Raw genomic sequence first — 18024 nt, 5'->3', positions numbered from 1 at the left:
TCGTGCCAATCTTCGTCCCGGAATTGGATGCGGCGTCCTCACGAAATCCGTCCAGCTCTCGATGCAGGGACAGGATAAGCGCTGTGTTTTCGGCTATTTTCAGGCGATCCGGCGCTACTTCGACACCTTGCGCCTTGAGTTTTGCCACCTCGGCGACGAAAGCGTGCGGGTCGAACACGACGCCATTGCCGATGATGGACAGCTTGCCGTGGCGCACGACGCCCGACGGAAGCAACGACAGCTTGTAGACCTTGCCGTCGACGACCAGCGTATGGCCGGCATTGTGGCCGCCCTGGAAACGCACCACGACATCGGCGCGCTCCGACAGCCAGTCGACGATCTTGCCCTTGCCTTCGTCACCCCACTGCGAGCCGACGACCACCACATTGGCCATGTTTCTTTTCCCTTGAGACGCCGCCAAGCGGCTTGAATATGGTTCGAAACGACAGGCCTCTATAACGTCAAGACCTCGCGAGCGCGACCTTTCTTTGCCGTCGAAAATGCCCTGAGGCACAACAATTTTCGGCTTTGACATCATTTACTTGGGCGAGCGAGGGCAATAGGCCGGCAAACACCGCAGCTCCGGCGACTGGAATCCCGCGATGCATCGAAGCGCCTACATATTCCTGCTGCTCACCACCTTGCTTTGGGGTGGAAATTCGGTGGCCGGCAAGCTGGCGGTCGATCACGTCTCGCCGATGACGCTGGTCTTCCTGCGCTGGGTGCTGGCCGTGGCGATCATGCTGCCCATCGGCTGGAAGACCATCCAGAAGGACTGGCCGGTAGTCCGCAAGCACTGGTTCGTGCTGGTCGCCCTCGGCGCCAGCGGCTTCACCCTGTTCAACACCATCTTCTACACGGCGCTCAACTACACGACAGCGATCAATGTCTCGATCGAACAGGCGGCGATGCCGATCCTGATCATGACTGCCAATTTCGTCTTCTTCCGCCTGCGCGTGAACTGGGCGCAGATTGTCGGCGTCGTGCTGACCGTCGCCGGCGTGATCCTCACCGCCTGCCATGGCGACCCGCGCCGGCTGTTGACGCTGGAACTCAATTTCGGTGACGCCATCATGCTGGTCGCAGTCTTTCTCTACAGCGGCTATTCGGTGGGGTTGCGGCTGAAGCCGGTGATGCACTGGCAGAGCCTGATGCTGGCCCTGTCGGTTTCGGCACTCGTCACCTCGTTGCCGTTCTTCCTGTGGGAGGTCCTCGCCGGCAAGGTCATCATGCCCGACGCGCGCGGCTGGACCGTCATCGTCTATACGGCGATCGGCGCATCGGTCGTTTCGCAGATCTTCTACATCAGGGGCAACGAGCTGATCGGCGCCAACCGCGCCGGCCTGTTCATCAATCTGGTGCCGATCTTCGGCACGCTGCTGTCGGTGCTGATCGTCGGCGAGACGTTCCAGCTCTATCAGGCGCTGGCCTTGGTGCTCGTGCTGGGCGGCATCGGGCTTGCCGAATACAGCGGGCGCAAGATGGCGGTGGCGGACCACCGCGGATGACATTTGGCGGCTGACGCCCTCCGCCGTCGCGGTAATCACGCGAACGGCCTGGACTTCGCCAATGGCGCGGAAACAGCGGCATGAATCCTGCCGCGTCCCCTACTTGGAACATTTCACCTCCAGCGGAGTTTGAACGCCAGGGAGGCGACATGATGAGCCACAACCCTCGCAGCACGGCAAGCATTGCTGGTCACCCTATCCACCCGATGCTGATTCCGTTTCCGATTGCCTTTTTTGTCGGCACCTTCGTTTGCGACCTTATCTTCTGGCGAACAGCCGATCCTGGATGGGTCACCGGGTCGCTTTGGCTTCTCGGCGCAGGCCTGATCATGGCTGCCCTGGCTGCGCTTGCTGGCTTGACGGATGTTCTCGGCGATGTGCAGGTCCGCAATCTCACGACGGCATGGCTCCATGCCGGCGGCAATGTACTCGTCGTGTTGATCGAGCTTTACAACTGGTACTCGCGGTATGCCGGCGGAGCGGCGGCCGTGATGCCAACCGGCATCGTCCTATCGCTGATCGTGGTTCTCATCTTGCTGTTTACGGGCTGGAAGGGCTGGGAACTGGTCTACCGACATCGCGTGGGTGTCTCCGATGGCTCGGACGAGTTGACATGAACCGGCCGCCGCGGCGGCCGGCGTCAACGAGGTGGGTCGGCGACCGCCTGTCCTCAATCACATCGCGTTGACGTCGAACTGCAGCCGCTTGGCCGAGTCGATCGACTTGTGCGCCTTGACCTTTTCCAGCACGGCTTCCGGGAACGGCGCGTCGAGATAGAGCAGCGCTATGGCATCGCCGCCCGGCCGGTTGCGGCCGAGCTGGAAGTTGGCGATGTTGACGCCATTCTCGCCGCAGACGGTGCCGAGCAGGCCGATGATGCCCGGCGCGTCCGCATTGGTGGTGTAGAGCATGTGCTGGCCGACCTCGGCATCGAGGTTGATGCCCTTGATCTGGATGAAGCGTGGCTTGCCATCCGAGAAGCATGTGCCGGCGATCGAGCGCGTCATGTGCTCGGTCTTCACCGTCAGCTTGATATAGCCGTCGAACACGCCCGACTTGTCGCGCTTGACCTCGGCCACGATGATGCCGCGCTCCTTCACCATGATCGGCGCCGACACCATGTTGACGTCCGAGACCTGAGGCCGGATCAGCCCGGCGAGTGCTGCACTGATCAGCGCGCGCGTGTTCATCGTCGCGGTCGAGCCGTCGAACAGGATCTCCACCTCCTTGATCGGATCCTCGGTGACCTGGCCGACAAAGGCGCCGAGCACCTCGGCGAGCTTGACGAACGGCTTCAGCCGCGGCGCCTCCTCGGCGGTGATCGACGGCATGTTGATGGCGTTGGAGACGGCGCCCTTGATCAGATAGTCGGCCATCTGCTCGGCAACCTGCAGCGCGACATTCTCCTGGGCCTCCGTCGTCGAGGCGCCGAGATGCGGCGTCGCCACCACATTCTCCATGCCGAACAGTTCGTTGTTCTCGGCCGGTTCGACCTCGAAGACGTCGACGCCAGCGCCGGCCACCTTGCCACTCTTCAGCGCTGCGACCAGATCGGCCTCGACGATCAGACCGCCGCGTGCGCAATTGATGATGCGCACGCCCTTCTTCATCTTGGCGATCGCCGCGGCATCGATGATGTTGCGCGTCTTGTCGGTCAGCGGCGTGTGCAGGGTGATGAAATCGGCGCGGGCGAACAGCTCGTCGAGCTCGACCTTGTCGACGCCAAGCTCCTCGGCACGGCTGTCCGACAGGAACGGATCGAAGGCGATGACGTGCATCTTGAGGCCAACGCCGCGCGTCGCGACGATCGAACCGATGTTGCCGCAGCCGATGACGCCCAGCGTCTTGCCGGTGATCTCGACGCCCATGAAGCGGTTCTTTTCCCATTTGCCGGCATGGGTCGAGGCGTTGGCTTCAGGGATCTGGCGCGCCAGCGCAAAGATCATCGCCACCGCATGTTCGGCTGTGGTGATCGAGTTGCCGAAGGGCGTGTTCATCACGATGATGCCCTTGCGGCTTGCCGCCGGGATATCGACATTGTCGACGCCGATGCCGGCGCGGCCGATGACTTTGAGATTGGTAGCGGCGTTGATCAGCTTTTCGGTGACCTTGGTCGCCGAGCGGATGGCGAGGCCATCATACTGGCCGATCACTTCGGCGAGCTTATCCTTGTCCTTGCCGAGATCGGGCAGATAGTCGACCTCGACGCCACGATCCTTGAAGATTTGCACGGCGGTGGGGGAGAGTTTGTCTGAGACGAGAACGCGGGGCGCCATGGCGGCCTCCTTGAAATGGATTTGATCCTGATGGGAGTGGGCGGCCCGAAGGCCGCCGCGAATGATCTCAGGCCGCCGCTTTGAGCGACGCCTTCTGTGCGGCGAATGCCCAGTCGAGCCAGGGCAGCAACGCTTCGAGATCCGACGTCTCGACCGTCGCGCCGCACCAGATGCGCAGGCCGGGCGGTGCGTCGCGATAGGCACCGATATCATAGGCGACGCCTTCCTTGTCGAGCACCGACACCAGCCCCTTGGCGAAGGCCGCCTGCCCGTCGGCGTCGAGCGCGGACACGTCCGGATCGGTGAAGGACAGGCAGACGGACGTGTTCGACCGTGTCGCCGGCTGGACGGCGAGATGACCGAGCCAGGAGGACTTGCCGACAAAGCGATCGAGGACGGCCGCATTGGCATCCGCCCTGGCGATCAGCGCGTCGAGGCCGCCGGTCGACTTCGCCCAGTTGAGCGCATCGAGGTAATCCTCGACGCACAGCATCGAGGGCGTGTTGATGGTCTCGCCCTTGAAGATGCCTTCGATCAGCTTGCCGCCTGAGGTCAGGCGGAAAATTTTCGGCAGCGGCCATGAGGGCTTGTAGGTTTCCAGCCGCTCGACAGCGCGAGGCGACAGGATCAGCATGCCGTGAGCGCCCTCGCCGCCCAGCACCTTCTGCCAGGAGAAAGTGACGACATCGAGTTTTTCGAAGTCGAGCCTCTGCGCGAATGCGGCGGAAGTCGCATCGCAGACGGTCAGGCCCTTGCGGTCCGCGGGAATGAAATCGCCGTTCGGCACGCGAACGCCCGACGTGGTGCCGTTCCAGGTGAACACCACATCGCGGTCGAAATCGATCTTGGTGAGATCAGGCAGCTCGCCGTAGCCGGCTTCGATCTTGCGCACGTCGGCGAGCTTCAATTGCTTGACCACGTCGGTGACCCAGCCGGAGCCAAAGCTCTCCCAGGCGACCATGTCGACGCCGCGCTCGCCGAGCAGCGACCACAGCGCCATCTCGACCGCACCGGTGTCCGACGCCGGCACGATGCCGATGCGGTAACCCGCCGGGACCTGGAGAATCTCCCGCGTCAGCTCGATCGCCTGTTCGAGCTTGGTCTTGCCGATCTTGGCGCGGTGGGAACGGCCGAGCGCAGCATTTCTTAGCGCCTCGACCGACCAGCCGGGGCGCTTTGCGCAGGGACCTGAGGAGAAATTGGGGTTTGCCGGACGGAGTCCGGGCTTCGTATGCGTCGTCATCGTGGTCTATCCTTCCAGATAGTGGCCCCTCGTTGGGGAGGGGTGGCCCACGGACGGCGATATTCGTTCGGGCTTCAGGCGTCAAGAGGAAAGTTTTTGTCGTTGCCGGGATACCGGCGATCCCCGATCAGGATGTCGTGACTTCAAACGCAAACGACGGACCCCATGATCCGCCGTGCTGGTCCTCGTACTCGCCGCGCCTACCAGAGATCGTAGCGCAGCCCGACCTTGACCTGATGATAATCGAGGCCCTTTTTGAACTCAGGGTTGCCGACAGCGTCTGCTGTCACGTATTTCGCGGAAGGCAGAGCCGTGTATTGATAGCCGACATCGACTGCAACATTCTTGCTGACCTGATAAGCAAAGCCGGCGCCGAGCGTATAGGCGAAGCTGAACTGCTTCTCCGACTGCGTCGTCCCATCATAGCCGTTTGGATCGTCGCATTCAAAGATGGTCGTGGTTGTACCTGATGTTGTCGATGAATTCTGACAGTTGCGAGCGCCTTGAGCGTACTTGTAGGTGCTGTACGCTATGCCGACACCGCCTCCGACATAGGGCGTGAAGCCGACATAAGTGCCCAGGTCGACAAAGGCGCTGGCCATCACATCGTAGGCCTTGTTGTTGCCGTCGTTGGAGCCTTCGCATCCACGGGTGCTTGGGCCGGCGAACGCGCTTGTGCTGCCACCGCTGGTGACAGTCACCGTCTGCGTTCCATCGCAAGTACTGTCGAATTTGCTGGCGAATTTGCTTGTCGGCAGCAGACCGAAATTCAATTCACCACGGAAGTAATCGTTGAAATGGTAGCCCATACCTATCGAACCAGACAGCGGGCTGGTATCCGTAACCAGACCGGCCGGAGTTTCCGAAAATTCATAGGGCTTGTTGAAGGCATAGCCGAGATCACCGCGCAGATACCAGCCGGAGCCGACCTCGACCGGGACGTAGTCGGGCGCCTGGTCGACATAGATCGGCGGATCGTAGTCGGCCGCGTGCACCGGCGTCAGCGGCAGGAGGGCTAGTGCACCGAGCGCCAGCGCCATACGCGATGTAAGTTTCATGGTCCCCGACTCCCGAATTTGGCGCAGCCCGCAATCGCAGCGGCAGCCATCGTTTCAAGGAGCATTGTTAACCATAGTGGTTAAGTGGCGGTTAAGGCTAACAGAGCGTTAGCGAATTCATTTCCCCTGTCGATTCCAGGCGGCCAACGAAAAACCGCCCGGCTGAGGCCGGGCGGTTTGTGAAGAATTCAAGTAATGTAGATGCTGTTACTTGGTGTAGATCGGCTCGGGTTCGGGCTGGTAGGCAACGACCGGCGCGGCGCAACCGTTGTTGCCACCGAACTGGTAACGCAGGCCACCGCGCACTTCGTGTGTGTTGATGCCACGATCGAAGCCGGGACCGGAGCTGGTGATGTTCCAGTCGAACATGCGGCCGCCCTGGATATGGGAGAAGCGGTAGCCGGCATCGAGAATGATCTTGTCGGTCAAGCAGTACGAAGCGCCGGCCATCAGACCGTAGGCGAAACGCCAGCTTGATCTGCCGGGATTGAACTCGGTGGTGTTCGGGTCGTAGACATCATCCCACTTGACGCGGGCGCCGCCGATGCCGGCGCCAACGTAAGGCGTGATGCCATGGTAGGTGCCGAGATCGACATAGGCGTTGGCAAGCAGTAGCAGGGCGCTCATCTTCGATACTTCGGTCGAAGTACCGTTGATATCCGAGGTGCCGCCGTTGAAGTTCGACTTGAACCAATAGTCGGCGGTCAAATCGGTCCGGAAGTGATCGTTGATCTTGTAGCCGACGCCGGCGCCGAGCGAGAAACCGCCCTTGAGCTTGCCGAAATCGAAGCTTCTGGTGCCGGGCGTAACCGTACAGTTACAGGGATCGACGGTGTAGGTCATATAGTCGATGCCGCGCACGGTCGACTTGTGATAGTCGATGTCGCCACGGATATACCAGCCGCCGACTTCTACCGGCTGCTCGTAGACGGCCTGAGGCGGAGCCTCTTCGACGATCGGTTCCGGCAGGTCGGCCGCGAACAACGGCCCCGCCAGGCCTGCGAACAGTAAGGCGAGCAGGGCCTTTCTTGCTGTCTTGAACATGCTTGTCACCCCTGAGAAGCTCGGAACGGCAAACCCGCCCGAAATGCGATTGGCTTTCAGTCGTGGATAATGAATTGCAAAGGTTAAAAGGCGTTTAACCCTGTTGCTTAACCACGAATCTCGAAACTTCTGGGGACCGGCGCGAGATTTCCGAACAGCGAACAGACTGGGAGCCGACAAGAAAAAGCCCGCCGAGAGGCGGGCCTTGGACAGGTTCAGGCGACGACGTCCTGCCGGGCGCTGTGGGGGTCAGGCGGCGCTGCGCGTTTCCGAGATGATGTCCACGATGCCATTCACCACGGACTCGACCAGTTGCGGGTCGTCGCCCTCGGCCATCACGCGGATCAGCGGCTCTGTCCCGGATGGCCGGATAACCAGCCGTCCGGTCTTGCCGAGCCGGCTACGCGCGTCTTCGATGGCGGCCTTGACCGGCGCCTCCTCGAGCGGCTTGCCGCCGGAAATGTGAACGTTCTTCAGGAGTTGCGGCACGGGTTCGAATTTCTTCGACAGTTCGCTGACCGGCCGGCCCTGCCGCTTGATGCAGGCCAGCACCTGCAGCGCCGAAACCAGGCCGTCGCCGGTGGTCGAAAAGTCGGACAGCACGATATGGCCCGACTGTTCGCCGCCGACATTCAAGCCATGCGCGCGCATATGCTCGACGACATAACGGTCGCCGACCTTGGTGCGGTGCAATTGCAGCTTCATGTCGCCGAGGAAGCGTTCGAGGCCCAGATTGGACATGACGGTTGAGACGACACCGCCGCCGGCAAGCCGCCCGCTCTGGTGCCAGGATTCGGCGATCAGCGCCATGATCTGGTCACCATCGACGATCGCGCCGTTTTCATCGACGATGACGACGCGATCGGCGTCGCCGTCGAGCGCGATGCCGATATCGGCGCGCACTTCGTGCACCTTCTTTTGCAGGCCGGCCGGGTGGGTCGAGCCGCATTCCTTGTTGATGTTGAAGCCGTTGGGCTCGACATTGATGGCGACGACTTCGGCGCCCAGTTCCCACAGCGCCTCGGGCGCCACCTTGTAGGCCGCGCCATTGGCGCAATCGACGACGATCCTCAAGCCCGCGAGCGACATCGAGCGCGGCAAGGTGCGCTTGGCGAATTCGATGTAGCGGTCATGCACGCCGTCGACGCGCTTGGCGCGGCCAAGCCCGTCGGAGTCGGCGAGCGCCAGTTCGATATCCCTGTCGAGCATGCTCTCGATGCGCTCCTCGATCTCGTCGGAGAGCTTGTAGCCGTCGGGTCCGAACAGCTTGATGCCGTTGTCGTAATAGGGGTTGTGCGAGGCCGAGATCATGACGCCGATATCGGCGCGCAGCGAACGCACCAGCATGGCGACAGCCGGCGTCGGGATCGGGCCGAGCAGGAACACGTCCATGCCGGCGGCACAAAGACCGGCGACCATGGCATTCTCGATCATATAACCGGAAAGCCTGGTGTCCTTGCCGAGCACGACACGATGTCGATGGCTGCCGCGCTGGAAAGAAAGGCCGGCGGCCATGCCGACCCGCATCGCGATTTCAGCGGTCATCGGAAACTTGTTGGCGCGTCCGCGAATGCCGTCCGTGCCGAAATAATTCCCTGCCATGCCAGTCAGCTTCCTCGACGTTTCTTCCCCGGCACGTCATGCCACAAGTGGCCAGGGCGCTATGATCACATTGTGTGATTATACGTTACCAATCCTTAGAAAACCATTGTTGTGCACTGCACACAACGTGGCCGCAACCTGACATGCCCAGACTGCCATGCTGCAATATACAAGTCATTCGAGCCTTTCAGCGCGGATGCACCAGGAAAATCTTGCTCTGAACCAGGCAACGGACAACGATTTCATCACCTTATCGGGAGAAGCCGATTTTCGGCGATATATACGCCACTTAGCATCTGGCGCAACCGACCGTTGAGCGTTATTGATTTGCAGGGACGTATCATGGGCTGCTGCAACGGAGAAACGCTATGCTCATCCACCGACTTGCCACTTTGACCGGCCTCGCCGTCGCGACCTTGTTCCTGGCCGCGCCAGCCAACGCACTGACGATGGCCGAGTGCAGCACGAAGTATAACGCCGCCAAGGATGCGGGGACACTGGCCGGAGCGACCTGGAACCAGTTCCGCAAGGCTCAGTGCGGTACCGACGCCGCAGCGACGACCGACGCCAAGCCGGCCGATGCCAAGAAAGCGACCGACACCACGAAGGCTGCCGCCGCGGCGGACGACAGCACGGCCAAGGGCCTGACGGCGAAGGAATGCAGCACCAAGTATCAGGCGGCGAAGGCTGCCGGCACGCTGAACGGCATGAAGTGGAACGACTTCCGCAAATCCGAATGCGCCGCCGGTGCATCCGCCGCTGCCGCCGCCAAGCCGGCGACCACCAAGGCCGCCGCGGCTCCCGCCGCTCCCGCAGACAATGGCGGCAAGGGCCTGAGCATGGCCGAATGCAGCACCAAGTATCAGGCCGCCAAGACGGCCAACACGCTGAACGGCATGAAGTGGAACGACTTCCGCAAGACCGAGTGCGGCGCAGCCGCCTCGGATGACGACACCGTGCCGGCCGCCGACGAGGCGAGCTACACCAAGGAGCCGGCGAAGCCGACGACGGCTGCGCCCAAGGGCGTCACCTTCCCGTCCGCGATCTCGCCGAAATATACCAGCGAGACCCCCGGAAAGGGCCGTATGCACACCTGCCTCGACCAGTACTATGCCCTCAAGGACGCCAATTCGCTTGGCGGCCTGAAGTGGATCCAGAAGGGCGGCGGCTTCTACAGCCTGTGCAACGCCAAGCTGAAGAGCTGATCGCTTAGCCATAGTCTCCAAACAAAGGCCCGCGCATCGCAAGATGCGCGGGCCTTTTTTGTTGCGCGAAGACGCACACTGCCTTGCTCGCATCTGCATGTCGCCGGGCTGCCGGCATCATCAATTCGCCTACACTGCCCACCGCCAAGCTCATCGGTAGTCCGTAAAGATTCTGGTTGAACATATAGAGAACAAACCATATACAAAAAGACGTCAAACTTATTATCAACCAGGAGGGTCTTATGCACGGTTTGAAATTGGCGGTATTGGCTGCGACCGCATTTGTCGCTTGGAGCGTCGCCCCCGCAAGCGCACTGACGATGAAGGAATGCGGCGAGACCTATCGAACAGCCAAGGAAGGCGGCACTCTGAACGGCATGGACTGGACGGCTTTTCGCAAGGAGAAGTGCGCGACATCAGCAGCGGACAGTGTCAGCGAGGATACGGTCAAAACCGAGCCGCAGACGAAAAAAGAAACCAGCGCGGCGGTCGCCCCCACTGTAGCGCCCGCGGGCGTGACATTTCCGACCACGCTGGCCGCCGAGTTCAAGACCGAAAAGCCCGCGAAGGCGCGCATGAAGACCTGTCTCCAGGGCTACCATGGCAACAAGGACGCGGGCACGTTGAACGGCCTTCGCTGGATCCAGAAGGGCGGCGGTTATTACAGCCTGTGCAATGCCAAGCTGAAGAGCTGAGCGACAAGACATCTGAAGAAGAGAAGGCCTGCGAACCGCAGGGTTCGCGGGCCTTTTTGTTGCCTTCGAGGGCACGCCAGCGGCGACGTTGCCAATCTCCCCCTTGTGGGGGAGATTGGCTATCACCTAGACTTTCGCCAATCGTCACCGTCGCAGATGCGAGGTCGCGGACAACTCCTCCCCAACGCCAAAAACAAAAAACGCCGCGGAGCAAGCCGCGGCGTTCGATGAAATCGGTGGCCGAACTCAGCTCGACGGCTGTGGTTCCATACCGCCTTCGGGCTCAGGACCCTTCTTGCGGCGGCCGCCGGACTTCGGCACGGCCGAGCCACGACTTGGCGGCGTATCGTCGCCGAGGTCGCGTGCGGGCTTGTGGCCGGCGATCAACTGCTTGATCTCCTCGCCGGACAGCGTCTCGTATTCCAGCAGGCCCTGAGCCAGCGCGATCCATTCCTTCTTCTTCTTGGTCAGGATGGACTTCGCCGACGAATAGGCCTCATCGATCAGGCGGCGCACTTCGGCGTCGATGATCTGCGCCGTTTCTTCCGAGACGTTCTGCGTGCGTGCCACCGAATGGCCAAGGAACACTTCTTCCTGGTTGTCGCCATAGGCGACATGGCCGAGCTTGTCGGAAAAGCCCCAGCGCGTGACCATGGCACGCGCCAGCTTGGTCGCCTGCTCGATATCCGAAGAAGCTCCGGAGGTGATGTTCTCCTTGCCGAACTTGAACTCCTCGGCGACACGGCCGCCCATCATGATGGCGAGCCGCGAGATCATGTATTTGTAGCTCATCGAATAGCGGTCGCCTTCGGGCAACTGCATGACCATGCCGAGTGCACGGCCGCGCGGGATGATGGTGGCCTTGTGCAGCGGATCGGCCGACGGCACGTTGAGCGCGAGGATGGCGTGGCCGGCCTCATGGTAGGCGGTCAGTTCCTTCTCGGCCTGCGTCATGGCCGACGAGCGGCGCTCGGCGCCCATCATGATCTTGTCCTTAGCGTCCTCGAATTCAGCCATGGTGACGAGGCGCTTGTTGCGTCGTGCCGCCATCAGCGCGGATTCGTTGACGAGGTTCATCAGGTCGGCGCCGGAGAAGCCAGGCGTGCCGCGCGCGATCACCTTGAGGTCGACGTTGGGCGCCAGCGGCACGTTGCGCACATGCACCTTGAGGATCTTCTCGCGGCCGACGATGTCAGGGTTCGGCACCACGACCTGGCGGTCGAAGCGGCCTGGCCTGAGCAGTGCCGGATCGAGCACGTCGGGCCGGTTGGTGGCAGCGATCAGGATGATGCTTTCGTTGGATTCGAAACCGTCCATCTCGACCAGCAGCTGGTTCAGCGTCTGCTCGCGTTCGTCATTGCCGCCGCCGAGGCCGGCGCCGCGATGACGGCCGACTGCGTCGATTTCGTCAATGAAGATGATGCAGGGCGCGTTCTTCTTGGCCTGGTCGAACATGTCGCGGACGCGGCTTGCACCGACGCCGACGAACATCTCGACGAAGTCAGAACCGGAAATGGTGAAGAACGGCACATTGGCTTCGCCGGCAACCGAGCGCGCGAGCAGCGTCTTGCCGGTTCCCGGAGGGCCGACGAGCAGCACGCCGCGCGGAATCTTGCCGCCGAGCCGCTGGAACTTCTGCGGATCGCGCAGGAACTCGACGATCTCTTCCAGATCTTCCTTGGCTTCGTCGACGCCGGCAACGTCCTGGAAAGTGACGCGGCCATGCGCTTCGGTGAGCAGCTTGGCCTTCGATTTGCCGAAGCCCATCGCGCGGCCGGAGCCGGACTGCATCTGGCGCATGAAGAATATCCAGACGCCGAGGATGAGGATCATCGGCAGCCAGGAGATCAAATAGCCGAACAGCGAATTGGAACCGTCCGTTTCAGGCCGTGCATTGATGGTGACGTTCTTGTCCTGCAGCCGCGAGACCAGCGAAGGATCGCCGGGCGAATAGGTCTGGAAACCGCTGGAATTGTCGGTGTAGGTGCCGCTGATACGAGCGCCAGCAATGGTCACCGTCTTGACCCGCCCCGCCGCGACATCCTGCAGGAACTGCGAATAAGGCACATCGCTGGAAGCCCCTCGCGTCTGCGGCGTCTGGAACAAATTGAACAGGGCTATGAGCAGGACCGCTATGATCGCCCAGAGCGCGAGGTTGCGATAGTTCGGATTCATCAATTGTCCCGTTGGCGTCCGCGAGGCGGACACGCGTCATGAGAGGAAACTTGCGCCTAACATAGGGAGAGCGTCCCCCCTTGCCAAGCAGAACAGCACGTCTGGGTTAAGCTTTCGCGCAACCCTCAGCCGGCACTGTGGCCGCTGAAAGGCAAGGGCGGGACCGGGGCCGCGCCAATCAGCCCGGCGACGGCCCGCGCCAGCGCTAGGTCGAAGGATGGCAGGAAGCGGCCGAAGGGGGCAACGACCGGCCGCACTTCCACCGTCGCGGACTTCAGTCCATATCCAGGCAAACCAAGGCATTCACCGGCCTGCCACACCGCCGGTTCGGCCGCGAGCGCGGCGCGCATCAGGCTCGACGGGGTTTTTCCTTCACCCGTCGCGAGCCGTTTCGCCGCTGCCGTGCCTAACGGGGCAATCAACAATGCGCTGCTGCTGTCGTTCAATGTGATGTGCCGGCGGCCGTCCCACAGGGTGCTGCCGGTGGCGGCAGCGGCGGCGGGCAGTCCGCGCGCCTCGCGGCGCAGGAATATGCCGGAGCGCCGGGAATCGACAACCGTCCGCGACAATGTGGCGCAAAGAAATCCAGCCCTCAGCCGACCGAACAGAGCCTCGCTGCGGGCCTGATCCGGCAGGAAGGCAATCCCGCCGGTCGTGGCCAGAAGGATGCGCAACGCATAGACGGCCGCCTGCTCGTCACCGGAGGAGAGCAGGCACGGGTCGAGGCGGATGAGGCCGATGGCTGGCTGGCTGGCGAAGCCATCGATCAAACCGGCTGCGCTGGCGCCAAGCTGCCTGCGCTCGAGGGCGGCCTGGCCCGCGAGCATCAACATGCCCTTCACATGCTCGACACTCTCGCCGGCAAGTGCGGCCCGCACACGCGGCCGCTCGAAAGCCGCGTCGTCATTGGTCGGATCGTCAGCCCAGCCGACATTTTGACGGCGCAGGACGTCGCGCAATGCCGCGCGCCGCACGCCGAGGAGCGGCCGCACGATCCAAATGCGCCAGTCATAGAGGGTGGCCGGCGCCATGCCGGCAAGTCCCCGGCCGGCCATGCCGGCATGGCCTTGGCCCTCGTCCCGCGCGTGCCGCATCAGCACCGTTTCCGCCTGGTCGTCGGCGGTATGGCCGGTGAGGATCATGCCGATGCCTTCCGCTTGTGCCGCCTCGGCTAGCAGCCGGTAGCGCGCCTCGCGAGCGGCGGCGGGCAGACCGGTCGATGGCTTTGGACCCGACCATGTCAGGATGCGGTGTGAAATTCCGAGCCTGGCGCACAGCTTCGCCACTGTTTGCGCTTCCGCAGCCGAACCGGACCGCAAACCGTGGTCGATCGTCACCGCCAGCAGCCTGGTTGCCGGCGCCCTACGTTCGAGATGGTGTTTGAGAAGAAGGAGCAGGGCGGTCGAGTCGCTGCCGCCGGACACGGCCGCAACAGCGCCGCTGGTAAAATCGATATGCGAAAAAGGGTTAGTCGAGAGGTCCGGCTCGGTGTCGAGCATGATGCATGTCGCCCAAAAGTGATCCCGGTTTCAGGACAACGACATGTATGACAAGGATCAGCAGGCAGCCAGAGCCTTCTCCTGCTTGACGCGTTCCTTGAGCGCGCTGGAAATATCGGGGTAGCGCTTGCCGACCTCGCTGAAAGTGGCGCAGGCAACGTCATGCTGCTTGAGGCCGACCAGCGACACGCCGAGCTTCAGCAACATATCGGGAGCTTTCTTGGCCTTGGGGTAGTCCTTGCTGGCGGCAAGGAACGTCTCGGCCGCATCGCGGTATTTCTGCTGGCCGAGCAATGACTCGCCCAGCCAGTAATGCGCGTCCGCGGCCTTCGCATCCTTGGGGAAGCGGGCGATGTGGTCGCGAAAACCCTGCTCGGCGGTGCCGTAGTCGCCCGAGAGGATGAACTGGTATGAGTTGCGGTAGAGCTCTTCCGGATTGTTGGTGGCGGGCAACGCCGCGACCACCGTATCGGATTTGCCGGCCTTGGGCGCCGCCCCGGCGACTGGCGCGGTATCCTGCGCCGGCGCGGTCGATTGTGTGTTGCCGCCGGCATCGATGACATTGCCGTTCTTGTCGACGGTGATGCTGCCGAAGGTCTTTTCCGGCGCTCCCGTACCGGGAATAACCTTGCCGGGGTCGCCATCCGGAGATTCGACGATGACGTCCTCGACCGTCTTGCCGACTGCCGATTGATCGTTGGCGGGCTCGGCGCCGGCATCGGCCGGCGCCCGTGTTGCCGGGGCCGCCGCCACGTTGTTGTCGGTGCCGGTGGTGGCGTCCGATTTCTTCTGCGCCGGCGGCTGTCCGCCTTGCGTGCCGCCACCTTCCAGCTGCTGGAAGCGGAATTCATTATCTTCCTGCTGCTTGCGGATCTGCTCCTGCATTTGCAGGACCTGGAAATTGAGTTCCTCGATCTTGCCGTTCATCTGCCGCAGCTGCTCTTCCAGGCTGGTGACAGCGGTAGGATCGGACTGCACCAGCTGAACCTGGTCCGGTTTCTTCTTTTGACCAAAAAAGCCGGGCAATTCGATACTGGGAAGATGGAAGGTAAAGCCGCTGTCGGTTGATTGCCCTGTGCCGCTCGCCCCGGTGCCGCTAGCCAGGGCGGTGACGCCTGATAGGAGCAGCAGCGCAAGCGTGCCGCTCAGAACCGATCTCAAATGCATGTGCCTCTCGCAGTGATTTCGTTAGCTTGTTCGCGCCTTCCAATCAGAATGGGACCAGCCAAGCGCCCTCGGCTCATAGCAGGAGCCGAGACTTCGGCCAAATTTTGTTTCGGGCATCCGGATATGAAAAAGGCGGCCCCAAGGCCGCCTTTCGCACAAGTATGTTGCATTTTTACCGCTAGACGGCCACGCGTCCTTTGACGCGCCGGTCCATGATGCCTCAGGAGCCAGCGCCGCTAAGCGTAGTGACCGCGCGGCGATTCTGCGACCAGCAAGAGATGTCGTCGCAAACCGCGACCGGACGTTCCTTGCCGTAGGAAATGGTCTTGAGACGGCTGGCCGAGACGCCCTTGGCGACAAGGAAGTCACGGGTAGCGGCTGCGCGGCGGGCGCCGAGCGCCAGATTGTATTCGCGCGTTCCGCGTTCGTCGGCATGGCCTTCGACGACGATGGCATACTGCTTGTACTGGTTCAGCCACTGTGCCTGGCGCGAGAGCGTCGTCTGCGCGTCGGCACGGATCGAGGTCGAGTCCGTATCGAAGAAGATGCGGTCGCCAATGTTGACGGTGAAGTCCTGCGCCGATCCGGGTGTTGCGGCGCCGGCGCCGTTAAGGCCAAGATCGGCCGCGTTGTTCGGCGTCTTTTTCGAGGCGCAACCGGCGATGGCGAGCATCGCCACCAGCGCGATCATGACCGGGTTTCTGGTAAGTGCTGCAATACGGCCCATGCCGCCTCTCCTTCGTAATTCGAGTGGTCTAATTTGAGTGATTTCGTTGATCACCCAGTAACCACGTTTGGGTTAACCGGCATTCAAGAAACACGGTTAAATTTTGGTTTAAGCTGCCCGTCCGCAGCCATTGGCCATGAGCCACAGTTGGCGCGGACCCTAGGCGGAAATACGGCCAAAACGCGACAAAGAGATGGAAAAGAGGAATTGAAGAGTTGGGGAATTGAGGAACTGAAGAGAGAATTCACTTCAGCTTTTCTCTCAGATTGATCAGCATGCCGTAGATATGGGCATAGGATCGCAGCCAATCGTCGTGTTGTGCCTGGCTGATGTATCCAAGGTCGAACGCTTAGGAAATCCACGTCTCCACTTCGCTGCATGACCCATTGCCATCGAAATGAACCGCGCGAATTCGGGTTTGGAGTGAGTCTGCTTGGCAAATCCCTCAGCCAAATTGGCGCAGATTCCCTTGCTGGAGCGACGCAACTGATCAGCCAGTGCGTATTGCTCCATTTTCGGGAAGGCGAGCGTAGCTTTATGCACGTCAAGAGAGACCACATAAGCGCGCTTATAAACCTCTAGATCCTTCGCACGCTTGATGTGGCCGCCCGCCTTCTCCATTCTTCAGTTCTTCAATTCCCCAGTTCCTCAGTTCGTCTCTTACTCCAGCAGCGGCGACCAGGCAGGGTCCGAAGCGAAGTTCGCCGTCGGGATCGATTGCTCGTTGCGTCCGGTCAGATCGACCGAAACCAGTTTGGGGCCACCGGCGGAATCGCGGAAGAACATCAGCACGCGGCCATTCGGCGCCCAGGTCGGTCCCTCCTGCTGGAAGCCGGAGGAGAGGATGCGCTCACCCGATCCATCGGTCTTCATGACCCCGATCTGGAATTCGCCGCCGGTCTGCTTGGTGAAGGCAATCAGGTCGCCGCGCGGCGACCATACCGGTGTCGAATAGACGCCGTCGCCGAAGGAGATACGGGTCTGGCCCGAACCGTCGGCGCCCATCACGTAGATCTGTGCGCGGCCGCCACGGTCGGAGGTGAACACCACCTTGCTGCCGTCGGGCGAATAGGACGGCGAGGTGTCGATGGCGGTCGAGTTGGTCAGCCGCGTCGTCGAGCGGCTGCGCAGGTCCATGGCGAAGATGTTGGAATTGCCGTCGTCGCGCAGCAGGCTCATGATCACCTTCTGGCCATCGGGCGAAAAGCGCGGCGCAAAGGTCATGCCTGGGAAATTGCCGACCAGTTCGCGTTGGCCGGTCTCGATCTGCAGCAGGTACACCCGCGGCTGACCGCTTTCATAGGACATGTAGGTGATTTCCTGCCGGTTCGGCGAGAAACGCGGCGTCAGCACGATCGACCTGCCGTCCGAAAGATAGCGGACGTTGGCGCCGTCCTGGTCCATGATCGCGAGGCGCTTCTTGCGCGCATTCTTGGCGCCGGATTCGTCGATGAAGACGACGCGGGTGTCGAAATAGCCTTTTTCGCCGGTCAGCCGCTCATAGATGGCGTCGGCGATGATATGGGCGACACGCCGCTGATTGGCATCGTTGGCGAAGAACTGCTCGCCAGCCATCTGCTGGCCGGCAAAGGTATCCCACAACCGGTACTGGGCGCGGATGCGGCCGTCGGCTTCCTTGCTGACGCTGCCCGTGACCAGCGCCTGAGCGTTGATCACCTTCCAGTCGTCGAAGCGCGGTGCTGCATCGGGGTTGGTGATTTTCTCGATAAAGGCGCTCTTGTCGATCGGAGCGAACAGACCCGAACGCTTCAAATCGGCGGTGACGATCTGCGAAATCTGCGCCCCAAGCGCGTCGCCGCCCTGG

The 18024-nt window shown here is 61.9% G+C and carries 16 protein-coding genes; 4 read left to right on the top strand and 12 right to left on the bottom strand.

Features of this window, described 5'->3' with window-relative positions:
- Positions 1-394, bottom strand: a 394-nt coding sequence (locus EOA22_RS05455; protein ID WP_206521266.1) for an adenylosuccinate synthetase, incomplete at its 3' end; no start/stop codon positions are given.
- A gap of 208 nt (positions 395-602) precedes the next feature.
- Here EOA22_RS05455 and EOA22_RS05450 point away from each other — a divergent pair.
- Both EOA22_RS05450 and EOA22_RS05445 read left to right on the top strand, forming a co-directional pair.
- On the top strand, positions 603-1508 hold the full coding sequence (locus EOA22_RS05450; RefSeq protein ID WP_063169196.1) for a DMT family transporter: 906 nt from the start codon (positions 603-605) through the stop codon (positions 1506-1508).
- 152 nt (positions 1509-1660) lie between these two features.
- Complete coding sequence (locus EOA22_RS05445; RefSeq protein ID WP_013529160.1) at positions 1661-2125, top strand: DUF2231 domain-containing protein; 465 nt, start codon at positions 1661-1663, stop codon at positions 2123-2125.
- Positions 2126-2182: 57 nt separating this feature from the next.
- Here the strand turns inward: EOA22_RS05445 and serA are convergent, their stop codons facing one another.
- The 5 genes from serA to glmM all read right to left on the bottom strand — a co-directional run bounded on the left by serA (position 2183) and on the right by glmM (position 8731).
- Positions 2183-3784 carry a phosphoglycerate dehydrogenase gene (serA, locus tag EOA22_RS05440; RefSeq protein ID WP_024502929.1) on the bottom strand — a complete coding sequence of 534 codons (1602 nt, stop codon included), beginning with the start codon at positions 3782-3784 and terminating at the stop codon, positions 2183-2185.
- Positions 3785-3851: 67 nt separating this feature from the next.
- Positions 3852-5027, bottom strand: a complete 1176-nt coding sequence (locus tag EOA22_RS05435; RefSeq protein ID WP_013529158.1) for a phosphoserine transaminase — start codon at positions 5025-5027, stop codon at positions 3852-3854.
- 200 nt (positions 5028-5227) lie between these two features.
- Positions 5228-6067 carry an outer membrane beta-barrel protein gene (locus EOA22_RS05430; protein ID WP_318011902.1) on the bottom strand — a complete coding sequence of 280 codons (840 nt, stop codon included), beginning with the start codon at positions 6065-6067 and terminating at the stop codon, positions 5228-5230.
- A 225-nt stretch (positions 6068-6292) separates the two neighbouring features.
- Positions 6293-7129 (bottom strand): outer membrane protein, encoded by an 837-nt coding sequence (locus EOA22_RS05425; RefSeq protein ID WP_013529156.1) that lies wholly within the window; start codon positions 7127-7129, stop codon positions 6293-6295.
- Positions 7130-7378: 249 nt separating this feature from the next.
- Entirely contained in the window at positions 7379-8731 is a 1353-nt protein-coding gene (gene glmM, locus EOA22_RS05420; protein WP_013529155.1) for a phosphoglucosamine mutase, read from the bottom strand.
- Positions 8732-9099: 368 nt separating this feature from the next.
- Here glmM and EOA22_RS05415 point away from each other — a divergent pair, with 368 nt between their 5' ends.
- Complete coding sequence (locus EOA22_RS05415; protein ID WP_063169197.1) at positions 9100-9936, top strand: hypothetical protein; 837 nt, start codon at positions 9100-9102, stop codon at positions 9934-9936.
- A gap of 242 nt (positions 9937-10178) precedes the next feature.
- Positions 10179-10631: a hypothetical protein gene (locus EOA22_RS05410; protein WP_013529153.1), complete on the top strand. Its 453-nt coding sequence runs from the start codon at positions 10179-10181 to the stop codon at positions 10629-10631.
- 246 nt (positions 10632-10877) lie between these two features.
- Here the strand turns inward: EOA22_RS05410 and ftsH are convergent, their stop codons facing one another.
- The 6 genes from ftsH to tolB all read right to left on the bottom strand — a co-directional run.
- Positions 10878-12806 carry an ATP-dependent zinc metalloprotease FtsH gene (ftsH, locus tag EOA22_RS05405; RefSeq protein ID WP_013529152.1) on the bottom strand — a complete coding sequence of 643 codons (1929 nt, stop codon included), beginning with the start codon at positions 12804-12806 and terminating at the stop codon, positions 10878-10880.
- Positions 12807-12931: 125 nt separating this feature from the next.
- Positions 12932-14305 carry a tRNA lysidine(34) synthetase TilS gene (tilS, locus tag EOA22_RS05400; protein ID WP_063169198.1) on the bottom strand — a complete coding sequence of 458 codons (1374 nt, stop codon included), beginning with the start codon at positions 14303-14305 and terminating at the stop codon, positions 12932-12934.
- A gap of 57 nt (positions 14306-14362) precedes the next feature.
- Complete coding sequence (gene ybgF, locus EOA22_RS05395; protein WP_027162518.1) at positions 14363-15472, bottom strand: tol-pal system protein YbgF; 1110 nt, start codon at positions 15470-15472, stop codon at positions 14363-14365.
- A gap of 220 nt (positions 15473-15692) precedes the next feature.
- On the bottom strand, positions 15693-16199 hold the full coding sequence (pal, locus tag EOA22_RS05390; RefSeq protein WP_013529149.1) for a peptidoglycan-associated lipoprotein Pal: 507 nt from the start codon (positions 16197-16199) through the stop codon (positions 15693-15695).
- A 270-nt stretch (positions 16200-16469) separates the two neighbouring features.
- On the bottom strand, positions 16470-16820 hold the full coding sequence (locus tag EOA22_RS05385; protein ID WP_224618753.1) for a four helix bundle protein: 351 nt from the start codon (positions 16818-16820) through the stop codon (positions 16470-16472).
- A 39-nt stretch (positions 16821-16859) separates the two neighbouring features.
- The coding region (gene tolB / locus EOA22_RS05380; protein WP_127389872.1) for a Tol-Pal system beta propeller repeat protein TolB at positions 16860-18024 on the bottom strand (1165 nt) is incomplete at its 5' end.

It is taken from the genome of Mesorhizobium sp. M7A.F.Ca.US.014.04.1.1 (assembly GCF_003998745.1).
GTDB lineage: Bacteria > Pseudomonadota > Alphaproteobacteria > Rhizobiales > Rhizobiaceae > Mesorhizobium > Mesorhizobium ciceri.
This window is presented reverse-complemented; position numbering and strand designations above follow the sequence as displayed.